Origin of the sequence: Pseudolabrys taiwanensis (assembly GCF_003367395.1) — a bacterium.
In the GTDB taxonomy this organism is placed as follows: Bacteria; Pseudomonadota; Alphaproteobacteria; order Rhizobiales; family Xanthobacteraceae; genus Pseudolabrys; species Pseudolabrys taiwanensis.
This window is the reverse complement of the sequence record NZ_CP031417.1, coordinates 5487431-5505154: the sequence shown is the minus strand read 5'-3', so window position 1 is coordinate 5505154 and position 17724 is coordinate 5487431. Positions and strand designations below refer to the sequence as shown.

General features: G+C 63.6%; 15 protein-coding genes. 11 read left to right on the top strand and 4 right to left on the bottom strand.

Going from position 1 to position 17724, the window contains the following annotated elements; all coding sequences use genetic code 11:
- Positions 1 to 7 precede the first annotated feature (7 nt).
- The gene (locus tag DW352_RS26135; RefSeq protein WP_115694079.1) at positions 8 to 1807 is read right to left on the bottom strand and encodes a diflavin oxidoreductase; all 1800 of its coding nucleotides are present in this window, start codon (positions 1805 to 1807) and stop codon (positions 8 to 10) included.
- A gap of 8 nt (positions 1808 to 1815) precedes the next feature.
- Positions 1816 to 1938, bottom strand: coding sequence for a hypothetical protein (locus tag DW352_RS27545; RefSeq protein ID WP_281011364.1), 123 nt, complete (start codon positions 1936 to 1938; stop codon positions 1816 to 1818).
- Between the two features lie 219 nt (positions 1939 to 2157).
- Here DW352_RS27545 and DW352_RS26130 point away from each other — a divergent pair, with 219 nt between their 5' ends.
- Complete coding sequence (locus tag DW352_RS26130; protein WP_115694078.1) at positions 2158 to 2835, top strand: hypothetical protein; 678 nt, start codon at positions 2158 to 2160, stop codon at positions 2833 to 2835.
- 172 nt (positions 2836 to 3007) lie between these two features.
- Positions 3008 to 3430 carry an acyl-CoA thioesterase gene (locus tag DW352_RS26125; RefSeq protein WP_115694077.1) on the top strand — a complete coding sequence of 141 codons (423 nt, stop codon included), beginning with the start codon at positions 3008 to 3010 and terminating at the stop codon, positions 3428 to 3430.
- Positions 3431 to 3604: 174 nt separating this feature from the next.
- Here the strand turns inward: DW352_RS26125 and boxB are convergent, their stop codons facing one another.
- Positions 3605 to 5047: a benzoyl-CoA 2,3-epoxidase subunit BoxB gene (gene boxB / locus DW352_RS26120; protein WP_115694076.1), complete on the bottom strand. Its 1443-nt coding sequence runs from the start codon at positions 5045 to 5047 to the stop codon at positions 3605 to 3607.
- Between the two features lie 29 nt (positions 5048 to 5076).
- Complete coding sequence (gene boxC / locus DW352_RS26115) at positions 5077 to 6732, bottom strand: 2,3-epoxybenzoyl-CoA dihydrolase (RefSeq protein WP_115694075.1); 1656 nt, start codon at positions 6730 to 6732, stop codon at positions 5077 to 5079.
- A gap of 236 nt (positions 6733 to 6968) precedes the next feature.
- Between boxC and DW352_RS26110 the strand changes: the two genes are divergently transcribed.
- From DW352_RS26110 to DW352_RS26070, 9 genes are all read left to right on the top strand, one after another.
- Positions 6969 to 7895 (top strand): helix-turn-helix transcriptional regulator, encoded by a 927-nt coding sequence (locus DW352_RS26110; protein WP_210209898.1) that lies wholly within the window; start codon positions 6969 to 6971, stop codon positions 7893 to 7895.
- 47 nt (positions 7896 to 7942) lie between these two features.
- Positions 7943 to 8971: an NAD(P)/FAD-dependent oxidoreductase gene (locus DW352_RS26105; RefSeq protein ID WP_115694074.1), complete on the top strand. Its 1029-nt coding sequence runs from the start codon at positions 7943 to 7945 to the stop codon at positions 8969 to 8971.
- A gap of 33 nt (positions 8972 to 9004) precedes the next feature.
- Entirely contained in the window at positions 9005 to 9328 is a 324-nt protein-coding gene (locus tag DW352_RS26100; protein ID WP_115694073.1) for a 2Fe-2S iron-sulfur cluster-binding protein, read from the top strand.
- Between the two features lie 352 nt (positions 9329 to 9680).
- Entirely contained in the window at positions 9681 to 10229 is a 549-nt protein-coding gene (locus DW352_RS26095; RefSeq protein ID WP_245434256.1) for a (2Fe-2S)-binding protein, read from the top strand.
- Between the two features lie 3 nt (positions 10230 to 10232).
- Positions 10233 to 11264, top strand: coding sequence for an FAD binding domain-containing protein (locus tag DW352_RS26090; protein ID WP_115694071.1), 1032 nt, complete (start codon positions 10233 to 10235; stop codon positions 11262 to 11264).
- Position 11265: 1 nt separating this feature from the next.
- A complete protein-coding gene (locus DW352_RS26085; RefSeq protein ID WP_115694070.1) occupies positions 11266 to 13491 on the top strand; it encodes a xanthine dehydrogenase family protein molybdopterin-binding subunit in 2226 nt (741 codons plus the stop codon).
- A gap of 6 nt (positions 13492 to 13497) precedes the next feature.
- The gene (locus DW352_RS26080; protein ID WP_115694069.1) at positions 13498 to 14847 is read left to right on the top strand and encodes a cytochrome c; all 1350 of its coding nucleotides are present in this window, start codon (positions 13498 to 13500) and stop codon (positions 14845 to 14847) included.
- Positions 14844 to 15335, top strand: a complete 492-nt coding sequence (locus DW352_RS26075; protein ID WP_115694068.1) for a (2Fe-2S)-binding protein — start codon at positions 14844 to 14846, stop codon at positions 15333 to 15335. Before DW352_RS26080 ends, DW352_RS26075 begins: the two co-directional genes overlap by 4 nt.
- Positions 15332 to 17581 (top strand): xanthine dehydrogenase family protein molybdopterin-binding subunit, encoded by a 2250-nt coding sequence (locus DW352_RS26070; protein WP_115694067.1) that lies wholly within the window; start codon positions 15332 to 15334, stop codon positions 17579 to 17581. The genes DW352_RS26075 and DW352_RS26070 overlap by 4 nt, the downstream gene beginning before the upstream one ends.
- Positions 17582 to 17724 lie beyond the last annotated feature (143 nt).

The following is a 17724-nucleotide window of genomic DNA, read 5'->3' as shown; positions in this document are numbered from 1 at the left end:
CGCCTTTCTAGTACACGTCCGTCAGGTAACGCTTTTCGCGCTCCAGCGTTGCCACTGCCTGCTCGGCGGCCTCTGGCGTGATCGCCTTTACGTCGGCATAGGCGTTCACCAACATGGCGCGGACATCCTTGGCCATGGCCTTGGCGTCGCCGCAGACGTAGAAATGCGCGCCCTTATCCAGCCACTCGACCAAGTCGCGGCGACGCTCCCAGATCTTGTGCTGGACGTAGATCTTGTCGGGCCGGTCGCGCGAGAAGGCGACGTCCATGCGGGTGAGCACGCCGTCCTTGAGCGCGTCCTGCCAGTCGAGCTGATACAGGAAGTCGTGCGTGAACTGGCGGTCGCCGAAGAACAGCCAGCTCTTGCCAGTGGCGGCCGTCGCGCGGCGCTCCTGCACGAAGGCACGGAACGGCGCAACGCCGGTGCCGGGGCCCACCATGATGATGTCCTTGTCCGCCGCCGGCAGACCGAAATGCTTGTTCGGCTTCAGCTTGACGCGAACACGGCCGCCTTTCTTGAGCCGTTCGGCGACGTAGTTCGACGCGACGCCCTTGCGGTCACGGCCGAAGGCGCGATAGCGCACCGCCGAAATCAGAAGATGCGCTTCGTCGCCCACTTCGGCGCGCGAGGAGGCAATCGAGTAAGCGCGCGGCGCGAGCGGACGCGTGAGCGAGCGCAGCTTGTCGGCGTCGAGCGCGATCGGGAACGTGGTCAGGAGATCGATGAGCTGGCGCCCGGCGATCCAATCCTTCATCTCGCCATCGGCGATGAGCTTCTTGACGTAGAGGTGGTCGGTCGCGTTGGCGTACGTCTCGACGGTCTTGGCCGACAAAGTCGTGACGTCGCGCGAGGCGATGAGCTCGGCGCGCAATGCCGCGTCGTCGGAAAGACCCGCCGCCTTGAGGAGGTCGTCAACATAGGCCGGGTCGTTCTCGGGATAAAGATCGAGCGAGTCGCCCGGCTGATAGGCCGGCGCGGGACCGTCGAAGGCCAGCGCGAGATGCACCGTCTCCTTGTCGGAGCGCGACGAGTTGAGATTGACGAGTTCGGTAATCTCGGCTTCGACGATATCGGTGTTGGGCGCGGCCGCCGGCTTGGTGGCAAAGTCGACCTCGATCACACGACCACGGCCGGCGTCCGGCGGCGCCAAGGCCTTCAGCGCCCCCTCGATCCATTTTCCCGCAGGCTCGGCGAAATCGAGATCGCAGTCGACGCGATCGACCGCGCGTTTGCCGCCCAAAGCGGCGAGGCGCTCATCGATCTTCTTGCCGACGGCGCAGAACTCGACATAGGCTGTGTCTCCGAGGGCCAGCACGCCGAACTCGACACCGTCGAGACGCGGGGCGCCCTCGCCCATCAATTCGTTATAGACGCGCGTCACGCGTCCCGGAGGCTCGCCTTCGCCCCAGGTCGCCGCGATGACGACCAACTTCTTCGCCGACGCCAGGGTCGAGAGCTCGAGATCCGCCATGTCGACGACATTCGGCTTGAAGCCGAGCTTGCGAGCATTCTTCGCCAGATCGCCCGCGAGCTTTTCGGAATTGCCGCTCTCGCTGGCGAACACGATGGTAAGCGGCTCGGCCGGCCGCGCAGGCGCCGCGGGCTGAGGCTGGGCAACACCGGCTTCTGAAAACTCCGCGCCGGCGGTGAGAACACCGGCACTGCCGGCCACGGCCTCAACGCCAGCAAGAAAGCCCGCGAGCCAGGCGCGCTGGATCGGGCTCGCCGGCCCGACCACGCGGTTCAAAAGGTCCACGTCCTCGGCGGAGAAAGGCGCGGTCTTCGGAATGGCAATGACGGAGGACATATGAACCTTCACCAACGCACGTACGGCAGGGCGGCGATCAGCAGCGCAACGAGTGCGGTGGCGACCGCAATGAGCCAGCTCTCGAGCGACAGCTCGTTGTCGATCGGGTCGCGATGGGGAAAATCGGTCATAGGGCGCTCCCACTCCTCGCCGGGAGCCCTCTAGATAGAAGACCGTTCTCTAGACCAGCAATAACCTACGGAAAATAAGAAGGTATTTCCTGCCATGAGGACCGACCCGGCAAACATTCTTCTCTTTTCGACCCGCTGTGGAGAACACAACTCTCCCTCCCTTCCGGCCCGTCAACCGTGCGAAATAGGCACTTCCGCTTAACCACGCGCCTGCGGTCTATGACCCGTCCCGCCTACCGAAAATCCCTCCGCGCCCTGCTCACCCCCGCCGAACACCGTCTGTTCGCGCGGCTCGACACGCCGCAGAAGATCCAGAGCTTCCTCGACAAGACGCCGATCAACTTCGGCGAATACGGCGACACGGCCATGTCGCCACGGCGAATGTTGAAGATGAAGATGGCCCATTGCACGGAAGGCGCCTTCTTCGCCGCCGCAGTGCTTGCCTTTCATGGCAAAGAAACGTGGCTCATGGACATCCAGTCCCTGCCGAGCGACCACGACCATGTCATCACATTGTTCAAGGAGCGCGGGCTGTGGGGCGCAATCAGCAAGACCAATCACGCGATCCTGCGCTGGCGCGATCCGATCTATAAGAGCTGGCGCGAGCTCGCGATGAGCTATGCCCACGAATACTGCCTGCCCGGCGGCAAGAAATCGATGATGGCCTATTCGCGGCCGTTCTCGCTTGCCCGTTACAAACCGGAACGCTGGCTCATCGTCGAAGAGGATCTCGACTGGCTGCTGCTCGACCTCGACCTGTCGCCCCATGTGCCGGTCGCACCGCCGGCGGCCATGCGCAAGCGCATGCGCTCGACCAAGGTGGAGCTGCTGTCGCAGGAGGTGGTCGAGTGGCCGGATCCGAGGAAGAAGCGATCAAAAAGCAAGACACGACAGTAGAGTATTGTTCGCGGGCTCGCTCATGCTCCGCTCATTCCCGCGAAAGCGGGAATCCAGCGCTGACTCAGAGCTGGGTCCCCGCTTTCGCGGGGACAAACGGTAGAGATACCGCCGTTGACTTTAATCGTTGGGCGGGCTCTTTGACGGTAAAGTCTTGGGAGATTGGCCAGCCGTGACGTCCTTCACCTACCGCCGCCCCGTCTTCGTCTCCTGGGGCGACTGCGATCCCGCCGGTATCGTCTTCAATCCGCGCTTCTTCCATATGTTCGACACCAACACCTGGGCGATGATCGCCGAGGTGCTCGGTGTCGCTGTGCCGCAAATCAACGCCACATACGGCTTGCTCGGCATCGCGCTGGTGGATGTGAAGGCGAACTTCATGAAGCCCGCGAAGTTCGGCGACACCATCGAGATCGCCTCGCGCGTTAAGGAATTCCGCAGATCGAGCTTCGTGGTCGAGCACAAAGTGACGATCAACGGCGAACTCGCCATCGAGGGCGAGGAAACGCGCGTCTGGGCGATGCCGCGCGCGGACGATCCAGACAAGATGCGCGCGGGTGAGATCCCAGCCGAGGTGATCGCGAAGTTTAGCTGACGGCGCTTGTAATTGCGCCCTCTCCCCTTGCGGGAGAGGGCATTGAGAGACCTTCCACGCATATAGATGGGTGAGGGGTCCGCCCCCTCACCCATTCATTACGTTGAAAAGCTGCGGTCGCCCTCTCCCGCAAGGGGAGAGGGCGCAAATTCAGCCGCCTCACGCGGGCGGCGATCAGGCGATCTTCACGTACTCGAATTCGCCCGGCTTGTTGTCGATGCCGACCTTCGGCGGGGCGATCCACGAGGCGAACTTGCCGGTCTCGTACTGCGGCTGCATCAGGCTTTCGATGAAGTCCTTGTCGGCACTGTTCGGCAGATAGTCGTCGCGCTTGCTCTTCCAGTCGGCGTCGTTCAGCGGATTGCCCTCGATATCCGTCTTGATGTTCGAGAACTCGCCGATGTGGCGATGGAAAGCCACGTGCGGCAGCTTGATCTCGAACGGAATGCCGAAGCTCTCGATCACCTTGTTCCAGCGGCCGACGCCGACATTGGCGTCGCCGACATAATCGTCGCGCAGCCGCATGTTGAGCGCGGATAGCGCCGGCGCGTCCTCGTTTTGGATCTTGCCGTCGATCAGACGCAGGACGGGATAGGTGCCGCTCTCGAGTTGATGGTCGTCCTTGAGCCGATCCTCGCGGAAGCGCCCCTTGAGGCCCGCGTGGAACGCGTTGGCCGCGTTGGTCGAGATCTCGTTGCCGAACAGATCGAGCGTCAGCGAGAAATGCAGGTTCGCCTTCTTCTGAATGGTCGGCAGGTCGATGACACCGAGCTTACGCACCTTCTCGATGTCGTAGGGATCGGTGATGCCGGCCTCCTTCATCGCCTCGCAGGTGCGCTGGATGACACGCGTCACGCCCGTCTCGCCGACGAACATGTGGTGCGCTTCTTCCGTCAGCATGAAGCGGCAGGTGCGCGACAAGGGATCGAAGCCGGACTGCGCCAGGGCCTCGAGCTGCATCTTGCCGTCACGGTCGGTGAAGTACGTGAACATGAAGAAGGACAGCCAGTCCGGCGTCTTCTCGTTGAAGGCGCCCAGCATGCGCGGCGTGTCGGGATCGCCCGACCGGCGCTCGAGCAAGGCTTCCGCCTCGTCGCGGCCGTCGGTGCCGAAATACTTCTGCAGCAAATAGACCATCGCCCAGAGATGGCGACCTTCCTCGACATTGACCTGGAACAGGTTGCGCAGGTCGTAGAGCGAAGGCGCGGTCTTGCCGAGATGACGCTGCTGCTCGACCGAAGCCGGCTCCGTGTCGCCTTGGATCACCACCAGGCGGCGCAACATGGCGCGATATTCGCCGGGCACCTCCTGCCAGGCGTCCTCGCCCTTGTGGCGTCCGAAGGCAATCTTGCGGCCCGGCGCCTGCGGCGCGAGCAGCACGCCCCAGCGATATTCCGGCATCTTGACGTAATCGAACTTGGCCCAGCCCTTCGGATCGACGCTCACCGCCGTGCGCAAATAGACAAGCGACTCCTGAAAACCTTCCGGCCCCATATCCTTCCACCAGTCGATATAACCGGGGTGCCACTTCTCCAACGCGCGCTTGACGCGCGGATCATCGCCGAGCGCGACGTTGTTCGGGATAAGGCCGTCGTAGTCGACTGCACCGAGTGCCATGGGGTGTTCCTCTCTTTTTCTCGCGGGCCTTAGACCCGGTCTCTTGCGTAGGTCGGCGACACGCCGGTGCCGTAGAGCTTGAGCGCACCTTGCTCGCCGATTGCGTTCGGGCGCTGGAAGATCCAGTTCTGCCACGCGGTCAGACGGCCGAAGATCTTGGTCTCCATCGTCTCCGGGCCGGCGAAGCGCAGATTGGCTTCCATGCCGGTGAGCGCATCCGGCGAGAAGCTTGCGCGCTCTTCCAACATCACGCGCAGCTCGTCGTCCCAGTCGAAGTCTTCGAGCCCCAGCGTGACGAGACCGAGTTCAACAGCCTCCTCGCCTTCCACCGCGACGCCGATCTTGGCCTTGGCGGCCTCCAGCGTTTCCGGCTCGCCCAAGAAGCGCGTTTCGAGGCGGGTCAGGCCGTTACCCATCGGATACGCGCCAAAATTAGCCTCGCCGAGCGTGATCGCGGCTGGCTGACGGTTGTCGCCTTCCCGCGTGCCGATCAGCATCAGCGAACGATCCGCGGCGAAGGCCAACTCGGCCAAGGTGCCGGCGAAGCACGAGCCCGGCTCGATCAGCGCGACGAAGCTCTTCGGCGTCACATCGATACGCTTGAGGGTGCGCTTCAAATAATGACGGATTTCGCGCATCAGCCAGTGGTCCTGCGACTTGGCCAGGAACGCATCGTGATCGAGCACGCCCTGCGCGTTGCCCTCGGTGCGCAGCAGCACCACGGCGATCGCCGCCTCGTTGGCGCGCAGATGCAGGATCGCGTCTTCCAACTCACGCGCCACCGCCAGCGGCCAGAACGCATCGCCGAGCGCCTGCGCGGCGTCGGCCGAAGCCGGTACCGGCTGCGACGGGCCCTTCACGGTGACGTTGGCGAGGCCCCGCGCGCGGTCGATCTCGACCGTGACGTTCGGATACGAGACGCGGTCGCCTTCGATCTTACGGGCGAGCGGATTGAATTTGATGCCCTTTGCATCCGTCGGGCGATCCGAGCGCGCGGCGATCTCCTTCGCGCGTGCGGCAACTGCATCTTTCCACTTGGAATTCGGCACGACCTCGTCGACCAGCTTCCACTCGACCGCCTTGGTGCCGCGAATGCCCTCCTCGATCGAGCAGAACACGTCGGCGCGATCGCGGCGCACCTTGCGCTTGTCGGTGACGCGCGTGAGGCCGCCGGTGCCTGGCAGCACCGCGAGCAACGGCGTCTCCGGCAGCGCCACCGCCGAGCGGCGGTCGTCCACCAGCATGATGTGATCGGCGGCGAGTGCCAGCTCATAGCCGCCGCCGGCGGCGTTGCCGTTAATGGCGCAGATATAGGTCTGCTTGGAGTGCTCAGACGCATCCTCGATCGACAGGCGCGTCTCGTTGGTGAACTTGCAGAAGTTCACCTTGTGGCCGTGGGTCGACTTGCCGAGCATGCGGATATTGGCGCCGGCGCAGAACACATTGTCCTTGCCGGACTTGATAACGACTGCGCGCACTTCCGGGTGTTCGAAGCGTAGCCGCTGTACGGCATCGTTCAGTTCGATATCGACGCCGAGATCGTAGGAATTGAGCTTGAGTTCATAGCCCTCGGCCAGACCGCCGGCCGGATCGACGTCCATAATCAGGTAAGCGATGTCTCCATCGAACTCGAGGCGCCAGTGGCGGTAGCGGGTGGGCTCGGTCTGGAAGTCGATGAAGGTCATGAACCATAAAACGGAACCGTTCGCTTGGGCCGGCCCGCTTCTCCCTATGCATTATTGTGCACTTCCGTAGCACCAGCTTGTGGCGGCCGCAAGACAGCGCAACGCCCGCAGCACATTTTCATATGCTGCAACGCACCATAACACATCAGAAATACGGGCATTTTATTGACGTTGCGACGCGCCGGCGGTTGCAAAGCCCGCAGCAATAGCCCATAGTGTGTTCGGCATTATATTTCATGTCGATCATCCGTATGACCAACGACCGCGTCAAACCCCTTCCCGCCCGCGACAGCGACGCTTACCTGCGCCGCCTTGGCGAACGTGTGCGCGTCCTGCGCAGCCAGCGCGGCATGACGCGCAAAGCCCTGGCGCAGCACGCGCGCGTGTCCGAGCGCTACCTGGCGCAAATGGAAATCGGCAAAGGCAACTGCTCGATCGTGCTGCTGCGGCGGATCGCGCGTGCCATCGGCCTGCCGGTGACCCAGCTCGTGCATGACGGCCCGGAGCCGCCGCTCGACCTGGTGCTGCTGTCGCAGTTCCTCGAACGCCTGTCGCCTGCCGAACTTGCCGATGCGCGGGCCTTGCTGAGCGAGCGCTTCCGCGAGCCGGAGCCCGCCGATCGCAACCGCCGCATCGCGTTGATCGGCCTGCGTGGCGGCGGCAAATCGACGCTCGGCAAATTGCTCGCCGAGCGTCTTGGCATTCCCTTCATCGAACTCGACCGCGAAATCGAGCGGCGCAGCGGCGCCAGCCTGAGCGAACTCTTCGATATGTTCGGCCAGGAGACGTTCCGCCGCGCCGAGCGAGAGGCCTTCGACGCGATCCTGCGCGAACACCCGCAATTCGTCATGGCGACGAGCGGCAGCATCGTTACCGATCCCGGTACGCTGGAGCGGCTGCTGGCCTCCTGTATGACGGTGTGGGTGCGCGCCGAACCGGAAGAGCATATGCGGCGCGTCATGGCTCAGGGCGATATGCGGCCGATGGCCAACAGCGCCCGTTCCATGCAGGACCTGGTCTCGATCCTGAAAAGCCGGGAGCCGCTCTACGCCAAGGCTGAGGTCGTCCTGACCACCACCGGCAAGTCGCCGGAGCAGAATCTGGGCGAACTGTTGCGCCAGATCGCGGTTCCCGATAATCGCATGCGCGCCAGATCGGCGTAATCAGCAACACAAGCGAAGCGGGAGCCGGCCCGGGCCGGAGGGAACGAATGACAGAGACGATCAAGACCGACGTTGTCATCATCGGCGCGGGGCCCGTCGGTCTTTTCGCCGTGTTCGAACTGGGCCTTCTGGACATCAAAGCCCACCTCATCGACATCCTCGACAAGGTCGGCGGCCAGTGTGCCGAGCTCTATCCCGAAAAGCCGATCTACGACATCCCCGGAATCCCGATGGTTACCGGCCACGGCCTCAGTGAAGGGCTGATGGAGCAGATCAAGCCGTTCCATCCGACCTTCCATCTCGGCGAGATGGTGACGACGGTCGAAAAGCTCGGCGACGCGCAATTCCGTGTCGGCACCGACGCCGGTAAGACCTTTGAGTGCAAGGTGGTGGTGATCGCGGCCGGTGGCGGCTCGTTCCAGCCCAAGCGCCCCCCGATCGCCGGCATCGAGCCCTATGAGAGCAAGTCGGTGCACTATGCCGTGCGCAAGATGGAGGCGTTCCGCGACAAGAACCTCGTGATTGTCGGCGGCGGCGACTCGGCCCTCGATTGGACGCTCAATCTCCAGCCGCTCGCCAAGAAGCTGACGCTCATTCATCGCCGCGACGACTTCCGCGGCGCGCCCGACAGCGTCAACAAAATGCGAGCGCTGGTTGCCGACGGCAAGATGGACCTGAAGATCGGCCAAGTGGCGGCGCTCGAGGGCGGCGACGGCCAACTCACCGCGCTGTCGATCAAGGGTAACGACGGCACCACGGCGCGCATCGATTGCGACGCCATGCTGCCCTTCTTCGGCCTGACGATGAAACTCGGCCCGGTCGCCGACTGGGGGCTGAAGATGGAAGACGAGCTCATCCCGGTCGACATGAGCACGTTCGAAACCAACATCCCCGGCATCTTCGCCATCGGCGACATCAACACTTATCCGGGCAAACTGAAGCTCATCCTGTCCGGCTTCCACGAAGGCGCGCTGATGGCGCAGAAGGCACACCACTACATCTACCCCGATAAGCGCCTCGTGTTTCAGTACACCACCTCCTCTACCAACCTGCAGAAGAAACTCGGCGTCGCATAAGCGGTGCCGGCTAACGCCAAGCGGAAACGAGAGATGCCCAAGATCACCTTCGTTGAACATGACGGCACGGTTCACACGGTCGATGCCGAAATCGGCGCGACCGTCATGGAGACGGCGCTACGCAATGACGTCTCCAGCATCGTCGCCGAATGCGGCGGTGGCTGCACCTGCGCTACCTGCCTGGTCCATGTCGACGACGCGTGGAGCGGCATCGTCGGCCCGCCGCATGCCGATGAAGAGCAGATGCTGGACGCCGCCTTCGAAGTGAAGCCGACCTCGCGCCTGTGCTGCCAGATCAAGGTGACGGAAGAACTCGACGGCCTCGTCGTGCACACACCGGCCTACCAAGGTCGCTGACACACAACGAGCGCTCGGCCCGGGCCGAGCGTCCGCCAAGCGACGTAATTCCAGTGTAATAGACAAAGCGGCGCGCCTCTGGTCGGAAGGCGCGCCGCTTTTTCATTTTGTCATTCTTGCGCAGCATTTTGCCGCAAGTTCCATGTGCTTTGTGAAGCCGTTCTAATTTTAACGTGCGCGCCAGGAACTCCCCTCTGGCTGGCGACTTTCCTCCCAACGAGCCCAGCTTACCGCACCGCCTCCTTGCGACCTCGGGAACCCATTGGAGCCCAGGCACATCATGAATTCTTCGCCCAGCCAAAAAAGCGGCGCCAGCCGGCGCGCTTTCCTCGCCTCAACAATGGTCTCGACCATGACTTTGACCCTGCTCGAGCGGCAACGAGCCGATGCCGCAACGCCTCCGCTGACCAAAGACACTGCGCGTGAACCGCTGCGGGTCACATTGCGCATCAACGGCCGCGACCAGCAGCTCGCGTTGGATATCCGCACGAGCCTGCTCGACGCCTTGCGCGAGCACGCCGGATTGACCGGCACCAAGAAAGGCTGCGACCAGGGACAATGCGGCGCTTGCACTGTGCTGGTCGACGGCAAACGTCATCTTTCGTGCCTTACCCTCGCGGCCGCCGCGGAAGGCCGTGACATCACCACCATCGAAGGCCTCTCCTCTGCCGATGGCACTTTGCATCCGATGCAGCAGGCGTTCATCGATCACGATGCTTTCCAATGCGGCTATTGCACGCCGGGACAGATCATGTCCGCCATCGGCTGCGTGAACGAAGGCCACGCGGGTAGCGACGCCGAGATCCGCGAGTACATGAGCGGCAATCTATGCCGTTGCGCCGCCTATCCAAACATCGTCGACGCGGTGAACGACGCCAAGACGAAGATGCAGAAGGCCTGAGCCATGCGCCCCTTTCATTACACCCGCGCGGATAATGCCAGCGCCGCGATCGCGGCCCAGCAGGCGCAAGCTTCCATCGACAAGAACGAACCATCGGTTTTCGCACGCAGCCAGTATCTGGACGGTGGCACGAACCTCATGGACCTCATGCGCATCGACGTTATGCGGCCGGAGAATGTCACCGACATCAATGGTCTGTCCCGCACGCCATCCGGAAATATCCAACTCGGCTCGAAAGGGCTCTGGCTCGGCGCCATGGCGCGGATGGCCGAGGCGGCCGACCACCCGGACGTGAAGCAGGCCTATCCCGTCATCGCTCAGTCCCTGATGCTGGCCGCCAGCGCTCAGATTCGAAACATGGCATCCCTGGGCGGCAATGTGCTTCAGCGTACGCGCTGCAGCTATTTTCGCGACACGTCTTACACCACCTGTAATAAGCGCAATCCGGGAGCAGGCTGCGCCGCGATGGACGGCGTAAACCGGATGCACGCGATCCTCGGCGTCAGCGACCAATGTATCGCTACTTATGCCGGCGATTTCGCCCATGCGCTCATCGCGCTCGAGGCGGTGGTCGACATCGCCGGGCCGAACGGTTCGCGCACAATTCCTTTCGCAAAGCTGCACAAGGCGCCGGGCGATACGCCGCATATCGAAACGACTCTCCAGCCAGGCGAACTGATCACCGCTTTCGTCGTGCCGCCGGCGCCCTTTGCCAAGCGTTCGCTCTATCTGAAGGTCCGCGACCGCGAGTCGTATGAATTCGCCCTAGCCTCCGCCGCAGTCGCACTCGACATGGACGGCGACACGGTGCGGGAGGCCCGCATCGCGCTCGGCGGGGTGAGCGCTCTGCCGTGGCGGGCGCGCACGGCCGAAGAGGCCATCAAGGGCCAAACGCTGACCGACGGCGTCCTGCAGGCCGCCGCCAATACCGCTTACGCCGAATCCAAGCCGCGCGGTGACAACAAGTTCAAGGTCGAACTCGGGCGCCAAACCCTGATGCGCGCGTTGCGCGAAGCCGCTGCAATGGAGATCTGACATGAGCCGCGCCGCGCCGCAGCCGAAGGAAAACATGGGGAACCCGGAGCCCCGCATCGATGGCCGCCTCAAGGTGACCGGCGAAGCCCGCTATCCGTCCGATTTCGCTGTCGCCAATCCGGCCTATGCGTTTCTCATCACCAGCGCGATCTCCAAAGGCCGCATCGCCAGCATTGACCTCGGCGACTCCATCGCCGTTCCGGGCGTGCTCGATATCTTCACGCACGAGACCATCGGCAAGTTGAACGAAGTACCGTTCGCGCCGGGCGGTGGCGGCTCGATCTCCTCGATGCAAGAGATGGGGCCGGACATTCATTTCGACGGCCAGATCATCGGCATGGTGGTTGCGGACACCTACGAGGCGGCGCGCGAAGCCGCCTATCGGGCCAAGATTGCCTACACCGAGGGGAAGCCCAGCGGCACCTTCGATGCGGCCGGCCTCACCGAGGAAGAGCCGTCCAAAGTCGAGGAGCGCGCCAAGAAGCTGCCGCAGGCGGGCGGTGCCGATGCGGCCATCGCGGCGGCGCCGGTGTCGATCGACGTGCGTTACGGCACGCCGACGCATCATCACAACCCGATCGAGTTGTTCACGACCACATGCGTCTGGCGTGATGGCGAACTGACGGTGTACGAGCCCAGCCAATTCGTCTATGGCCTGAAGAACACGCTGGCTCAGAAGCTCGGCATCGATCCCGAGAAAGTTCACGTGGTGAGCCCGTTTGTCGGGGGTGCCTTCGGCTCGAAAGCGCAGTTTTCGCCTCGCACCGGGTTTGTCGCGGCGGCGGCGCGTAAGCTCAACCGGCCCGTCAAATTGGTCGTGACCCGCGATCAAGGGTTCAGCGTGCAGACCTATCGCGCCGAGACCCGTCATCGTATCCGTATCGGTGCGGAAAACGACGGCAAGATCACCGGCTTTTCGCACGAAGGCTGGGAAATCACCTCGCGGCCCGATCCCTATTCCGTGGCCGGCGTCGAAGACAGCGCGCGGCTCTATAGCTTCGGTGCCGTCAAAACCCGCGTGACGTTGGTTCATGCGGACCGCAACACGCCGGGCTTCATGCGTTCGCCGCCGGTCGTTCCGTATATCTATGCGCTGGAAAGCGCGATGGACGAATTGGCCGTCAAGCTCAACATGGACCCGATCGAACTGCGCCGCCGCAATGACGGCATGGTCGACGCCACCGGCAAGCAGTGGTCGAGCCGATCGCTGATGAAATGCTATGACGAGGCCGCCAAGGCCTTTGGCTGGGACAAACGCAATGCCCAACCCGGCTCCATGCGGGACGGCGAGTGGCTTGTCGGTTGGGGCTGCGCCTCGGCGGTATATCCCACGCATGTGGGCGCCTCCTCCGCGCGCGTTCGCTTGAACGCCAATGGCCATGCCCATGTGCAGATCGCGGCGCACGAGATCGGCGTCGGCATCAACACGATCGTCGCGCAGGTAGCCGCTGAACGTCTTGGGATCCCGGTGTCCGCCGTCACGGTCGAAACGGGCGACAGCAGCCTGCCGCCCTCTCCGGTCGCCGGCGGCTCCAATCAGTCGGCGAGCTGCTGCTCTGTGGTCGTCAAGGCTTGCGATGCAATCCTGGATAAGCTGTCGCATGCATCGGGCACGACGGGCAGCGGCGACAACAGCCGCGCCCCCGATCTCTCCGCCGCTTTTGAGCGGCTTCATGTCGGCGCCATCGAGGAGTACGCCGAGTTCATTCCGCCGGGCGGCAAGCCCGACGCGCTGGCACAACTTTATAAGGGCAGACCGACGCTTGGCGGCGGCTCGCACGGCGAAAAGTTGATGTACGCGCTGGGCGCCGAGTTCGTCGAAGTTCGCGTCCACGCGCGTACGCGAGAGATCCGCGTCGCACGCATCGTCGGCGCCTTCGCAGCCGGACGCATCCTCAACCCGCGAACGGCCCGCAGCCAATATATGGGCGCGATGATCTGGGGCATTTCCTCGGCGCTGCATGAGGCGACCGAAATCGACCGGCGCAACGCACGCTATACCAACGACAATATCGCCGAGTACCTCATCCCAGTGAATGCTGACATCCGTGACCTGGACGTGATATTCGTTCCGGAGAAGGACGACTTCGTCAATCCGGTCGGCGTCAAAGGTATCGGCGAGCTCGGCAACGTCGGCACGGCGGCTGCTGTCGCAAATGCCGTCTATCATGCGACGGGCGTGCGCGTGCGCGATTTGCCGATCCGGCTGGAGAAGCTGATGGTCTGAACCGCCATGCGCGTCATCGCCGGCGTGATCGCCGTTTTCGTCGTGGCTTTCGCCGCGTTTTATGCCTGGGCGTATCAGAGCGAGATGCCGCCCGAGCGGAGCAGCGCGGCCCGTTTCGATCCCGGCGCCATCGCAAAGGGCGCGCAGCTCGCCGCAGCCGGTAACTGTGCGGTCTGCCATACGCAGCCGGGCGGCAAGCCTTACGCCGGTGGTTTTCCGGTCGAGACGCCGTTCGGCGTCGTCTACGGCAGCAACATCACACCCGACCCGGAGACCGGCATCGGCGCCTGGCCTGAAGCGGCCTTTCGCCGTGCCATGCGCTCGGGCGTCGACCGCAAGGGCAATCATCTTTTCCCCGCCTTCCCCTACGATCACTTCACCAAGATCACCGACAACGACATCTCGGCCCTGTATTCATTTCTCATGACACGCGAGCCGGTGCGGCAGGAAAATCGCCCGCCTGCGCTTATGGGCTTATTGAACTGGCGATTGTCGGCGGCGGCCTGGAAACTGCTCTTCCTGCACACAGGCCCCTATCAACCGGATCCCAAGCAAAGCGCAGAATGGAATCGCGGCGCCTATCTCGTTGAAGGGCTCGGCCACTGTGGCGCCTGTCACACGCCACGCAATGTCCTGGGCGCCGAGAAAACGAGCGAAGCCTATGGCGGCGGTGTCGGCGAAGGCTGGCACGCACCCGCGCTCAACCTCGCCTCGCCCGCGCCCGTACACTGGACGGCCGAGCAACTCGAGGCGTATTTGCGGCAAGGCTTCGCGAGCCAGCACGGCTACGCCGCGGGGCCGATGCAGCCCATCATCCGCGCCTTGCGCAAGTTGCCGGATGAGGATGTGCGCGCGATGGCGACGTATGTTGCGTCGCTATCCCGCGGTGCAGACGAAGCACAAGGCGCTCAGCGTGCACGCGTAGCGCTCGATTTCGCGCAGCAGCGCGAGGTCAAGCTATGGGGGACCGCCACCACCACGGGCGCACACGCCGACGGCAGGACCGAGAGCGACACCTCGCCCGGCGCCGCGATCTTTGCCGGCGCCTGCGCGACCTGTCACCATGCCGGCGGAACCTTTCCGATTTCGAAACCGGTGGCGCTCGGCCTGAGCAGCGTGGTGCACGCGCCGGACCCGACCAACCTGTTGCATATCGTCCTCGACGGCATCCACCCGCCGCTGGGGTCCGCCGGGCCGATGATGCCGGGCTTCTCGGGCACGCTCACCGATCCGCAGATCGTCGCCCTGGCGGCCTACGTGCGCAGCCATTTCAGCGACAAACCGGCATGGCCCGGTGTCGACAAGACGTTATCGACGCTTCGTCAGAAGCCGCAACCGCGCGCGGAGGCCCCATGATCGCCCTCAACGTGAATGGCGCGATGCACAACGTCGACGTCGATCCGCGGACGCCTCTGCTCTACGTGCTCCGCAACGATTTGAAGCTCAATGCTGCCAAATTCGGCTGCGGCCTCGGTCAATGCGGCGCCTGCACGGTGCTTGTCGATCACGAGCCGGTTTTCTCCTGTCTCACCCCCGTCTCTGTCCTGGAGAACCGCTACATCCGCACCGTCGAGGGGCTCGGCACAGCGGAGAAGCCGGGCATCGTGCAGCGTGCCTTTATGGAAGAGCAAGCGGCGCAATGTGGCTACTGCATTCCCGGCATGATGATGCGCGCGCAGGCGCTGCTCGAGCACAACGCCGCCCCGACCGATGCGCAAATTCGCGACTACATGGCGCCCAATCTCTGCCGTTGCGGCACGCAGATGCGCATTCTGCGTGCGGTGCGGCGCGCCGCCAAATCGATGACCGCCGACCTCAATGGCACCCGTGAGGCCCGGCAATGAACGCCCCCTTCGCACCGATGAGCCGCCGCCGCCTGCTGCAGACGGGCGGCGCCGTCGTCGTCAGCTTCGCGCTGATGCGGCGGAGCGTCGCGCAAGATGCGCAGAACAAGCCGGTTGAACCGCAAGCCGCGCCCCAATTACCCGGCAGTTTACGCACTTCGCCGATGCTCGACTCCTGGATCGGCATCGACGCACAAGGACAGATCACCGTCTTCACCGGCAAGGCCGAATTGGGCCAGGGCATCAAGACAGCGCTCATCCAATGCGCTGCAGAAGAGCTCGATGTCGACTTGCACGCCATCACGCTCATCACCGCCGATACTGAGCGCACCCCCAATGAGGGCTACACAGCCGGCAGCCATTCGATGCAGGATTCCGGAACGGCCATCTTGAACGCCGCCGCGCAGGTGCGCGGCATCCTCATCGATCTAGCGGCGGCGCGGCTCAACCTGCCCACGGGTCAATTGCGGACCCGAGCCGGCTCGGTGCTCGCAGATGACGGCCGCAGCGTCTCCTATAAGGATCTTGTGACCGGCCAGGACTTTCATCGGACAGCGCAGCCTGATTCGCCGCTGAAGGATCCGACGACCTTCGCCATCATCGGCAAGCGCATCGACCGTGTCGACATTCCCGGCAAGCTTACCGGCGCACCGATGTATGTGCAGGATATGCGCCCCGAAGGCATGCTGCACGCGCGCGTGGTGCGCCCGCCCGCCTATGGCGCGAAACTGACCAAGGTCGATACGGCCGCAGTCGAGCGCATGCCCGGATTCGTAAAGGTCGTGCGCGACGGCAGCTTCCTCGCGGCCGTTGCCGAGGGTGAATTCCAGGCCATCGAGGCCATGCAGGCTTTGTCCGCCACAGCGCAATGGCAGCCGGGCGATGCCTTGCCCGACCCCGCGGGCATCTTCGACGTCATCAAGTCCTTGCCCTCGAACGATAGCGTGATCCTCAACAAAGGCACACCGGTCCGGCAGGGCTACCGGACGCTGAAGGCTGCCTATCGGCGCCCCTATCATCTGCACGGCTCGATTGGGCCGTCCTGCGCCGTCGCACTCTATGAAGGGGACAAGCTCACGGTGTGGACGCACACGCAGGGCGTCTATCCGCTGCGCAACGCCCTCTCCGACATGCTCCATATGCCGCGCGAACAAGTGCACTGCGTTCAAGTCGAAGGCTCAGGCTGCTACGGGCACAATGCCGCCGACGACGTTGCGGCCGATGCGGCCCTGATCGCGCGGGCGACGCCCGGCCGTCCGATCCGCGTCCAGTGGATGCGCGAGGACGAGCATGGCTGGGAGCCCTTCGGCCCCGCCATGATCTCCGAAGTGTCGGCGACGCTCGACGCCGGGGGCAAGCTCGTATCCTGGCAATATGATGTCTGGAGCAACACGCATTCGACCCGGCCCGAAGGACCGGCCGGCAATCTGCTTGCCGCGCTTTATCTGGCGCAGCCTTTCCCTCAGCCGGCGCCGAAGCCGATCCCGCAACCCGAAGGGGGCGGCGATCGCAATGCCATCCCGCTTTACACCGTTCCCAACGGGCGTGTCGTCAGCCACTTCATCCCACAGATGCCGCTACGCGTATCGGCTTTGCGCGGATTGGGCGCGTATCACAACATCTTCTCGATCGAGAGCTTCATGGATGAACTCGCGGAGGCCGCCAATGCCGATCCTGTCGAGTTCCGGCTCCGGCATCTGGATGATCCGCGCGCGCGCGACGTGATCGAGAAAGCCGCGACCGAATTCAATTGGAAAGCGCGCCCTAGTCTGCCACGTGGACGCGGCCATGGCTTTGCCTTCGCGCGCTACAAGAACCTCGCGGCCTATTGCGCGATCGCACTCGAACTCGACGTCGACCGGGAAAGCGGCGCCGTGACACTTGGCCGCGTCGTCGCCGCGGTCGACAGCGGTCTCGCTGTCAATCACGATGGCATACGCAACCAGATCGAGGGCGCGATCGTTCAATCGGCGAGTTGGACGCTGTACGAAGCTGTCACCTTCGACCGACAAGGAATTACGAGCCGAGATTGGTCGAGCTTTCCAATGATTCGCTTTCCGCTGGTGCCCGAAAGCATCGCCGTGCATGTCATCGATCGTCCAACCGAGCGGTTCCTTGGGACGGGTGAGGCGGCGCAGGGCCCCACCGCGGCGGCTGTTGCGAACGCCATCGCTCATGCAGCCGGCACGCGGATTCGGGAGCTTCCACTGACGGCCGAGCGAATTAAGGCGACGATCGGTCCCTAAGCACGAAAAGTTCCATCATGGAACTGCCACTGTCGTGTGCACGTCTACTGCCTGGACGCCTACTGCATCGCGGCACGACCATGTGGCAATGCGGCATGATAACGCCATGTTGTGGATGATTCATTGCGTCACGTCTTGTGATC

Bases quoted from the DNA above. Each gene is read 5' to 3' on its own strand.
- DW352_RS26075 (WP_115694068.1), top strand. From the start codon at position 14,844: ATGATCGCCCTCAACGTGAATGGCGCGATGCACAACGTCGACGTCGAT.
- DW352_RS26105 (WP_115694074.1), top strand. From the start codon at position 7,943: ATGACAGAGACGATCAAGACCGACGTTGTCATCATCGGCGCGGGGCCC.
- DW352_RS27545 (WP_281011364.1), bottom strand. From the start codon at position 1,938: ATGACCGATTTTCCCCATCGCGACCCGATCGACAACGAGCTGTCGCTC.
- boxB (WP_115694076.1), bottom strand. From the start codon at position 5,047: ATGGCACTCGGTGCAGTCGACTACGACGGCCTTATCCCGAACAACGTC.
- DW352_RS26100 (WP_115694073.1), top strand. From the start codon at position 9,005: ATGCCCAAGATCACCTTCGTTGAACATGACGGCACGGTTCACACGGTC.
- DW352_RS26080 (WP_115694069.1), top strand. From the start codon at position 13,498: ATGCGCGTCATCGCCGGCGTGATCGCCGTTTTCGTCGTGGCTTTCGCC.
- DW352_RS26095 (WP_245434256.1), top strand. From the start codon at position 9,681: ATGACTTTGACCCTGCTCGAGCGGCAACGAGCCGATGCCGCAACGCCT.
- DW352_RS26070 (WP_115694067.1), top strand. From the start codon at position 15,332: ATGAACGCCCCCTTCGCACCGATGAGCCGCCGCCGCCTGCTGCAGACG.
- DW352_RS26085 (WP_115694070.1), top strand. From the start codon at position 11,266: ATGAGCCGCGCCGCGCCGCAGCCGAAGGAAAACATGGGGAACCCGGAG.
- DW352_RS26090 (WP_115694071.1), top strand. From the start codon at position 10,233: ATGCGCCCCTTTCATTACACCCGCGCGGATAATGCCAGCGCCGCGATC.
- DW352_RS26135 (WP_115694079.1), bottom strand. From the start codon at position 1,807: ATGTCCTCCGTCATTGCCATTCCGAAGACCGCGCCTTTCTCCGCCGAG.
- DW352_RS26130 (WP_115694078.1), top strand. From the start codon at position 2,158: ATGACCCGTCCCGCCTACCGAAAATCCCTCCGCGCCCTGCTCACCCCC.
- boxC (WP_115694075.1), bottom strand. From the start codon at position 6,732: ATGACCTTCATCGACTTCCAGACCGAGCCCACCCGCTACCGCCACTGG.
- DW352_RS26110 (WP_210209898.1), top strand. From the start codon at position 6,969: ATGTCGATCATCCGTATGACCAACGACCGCGTCAAACCCCTTCCCGCC.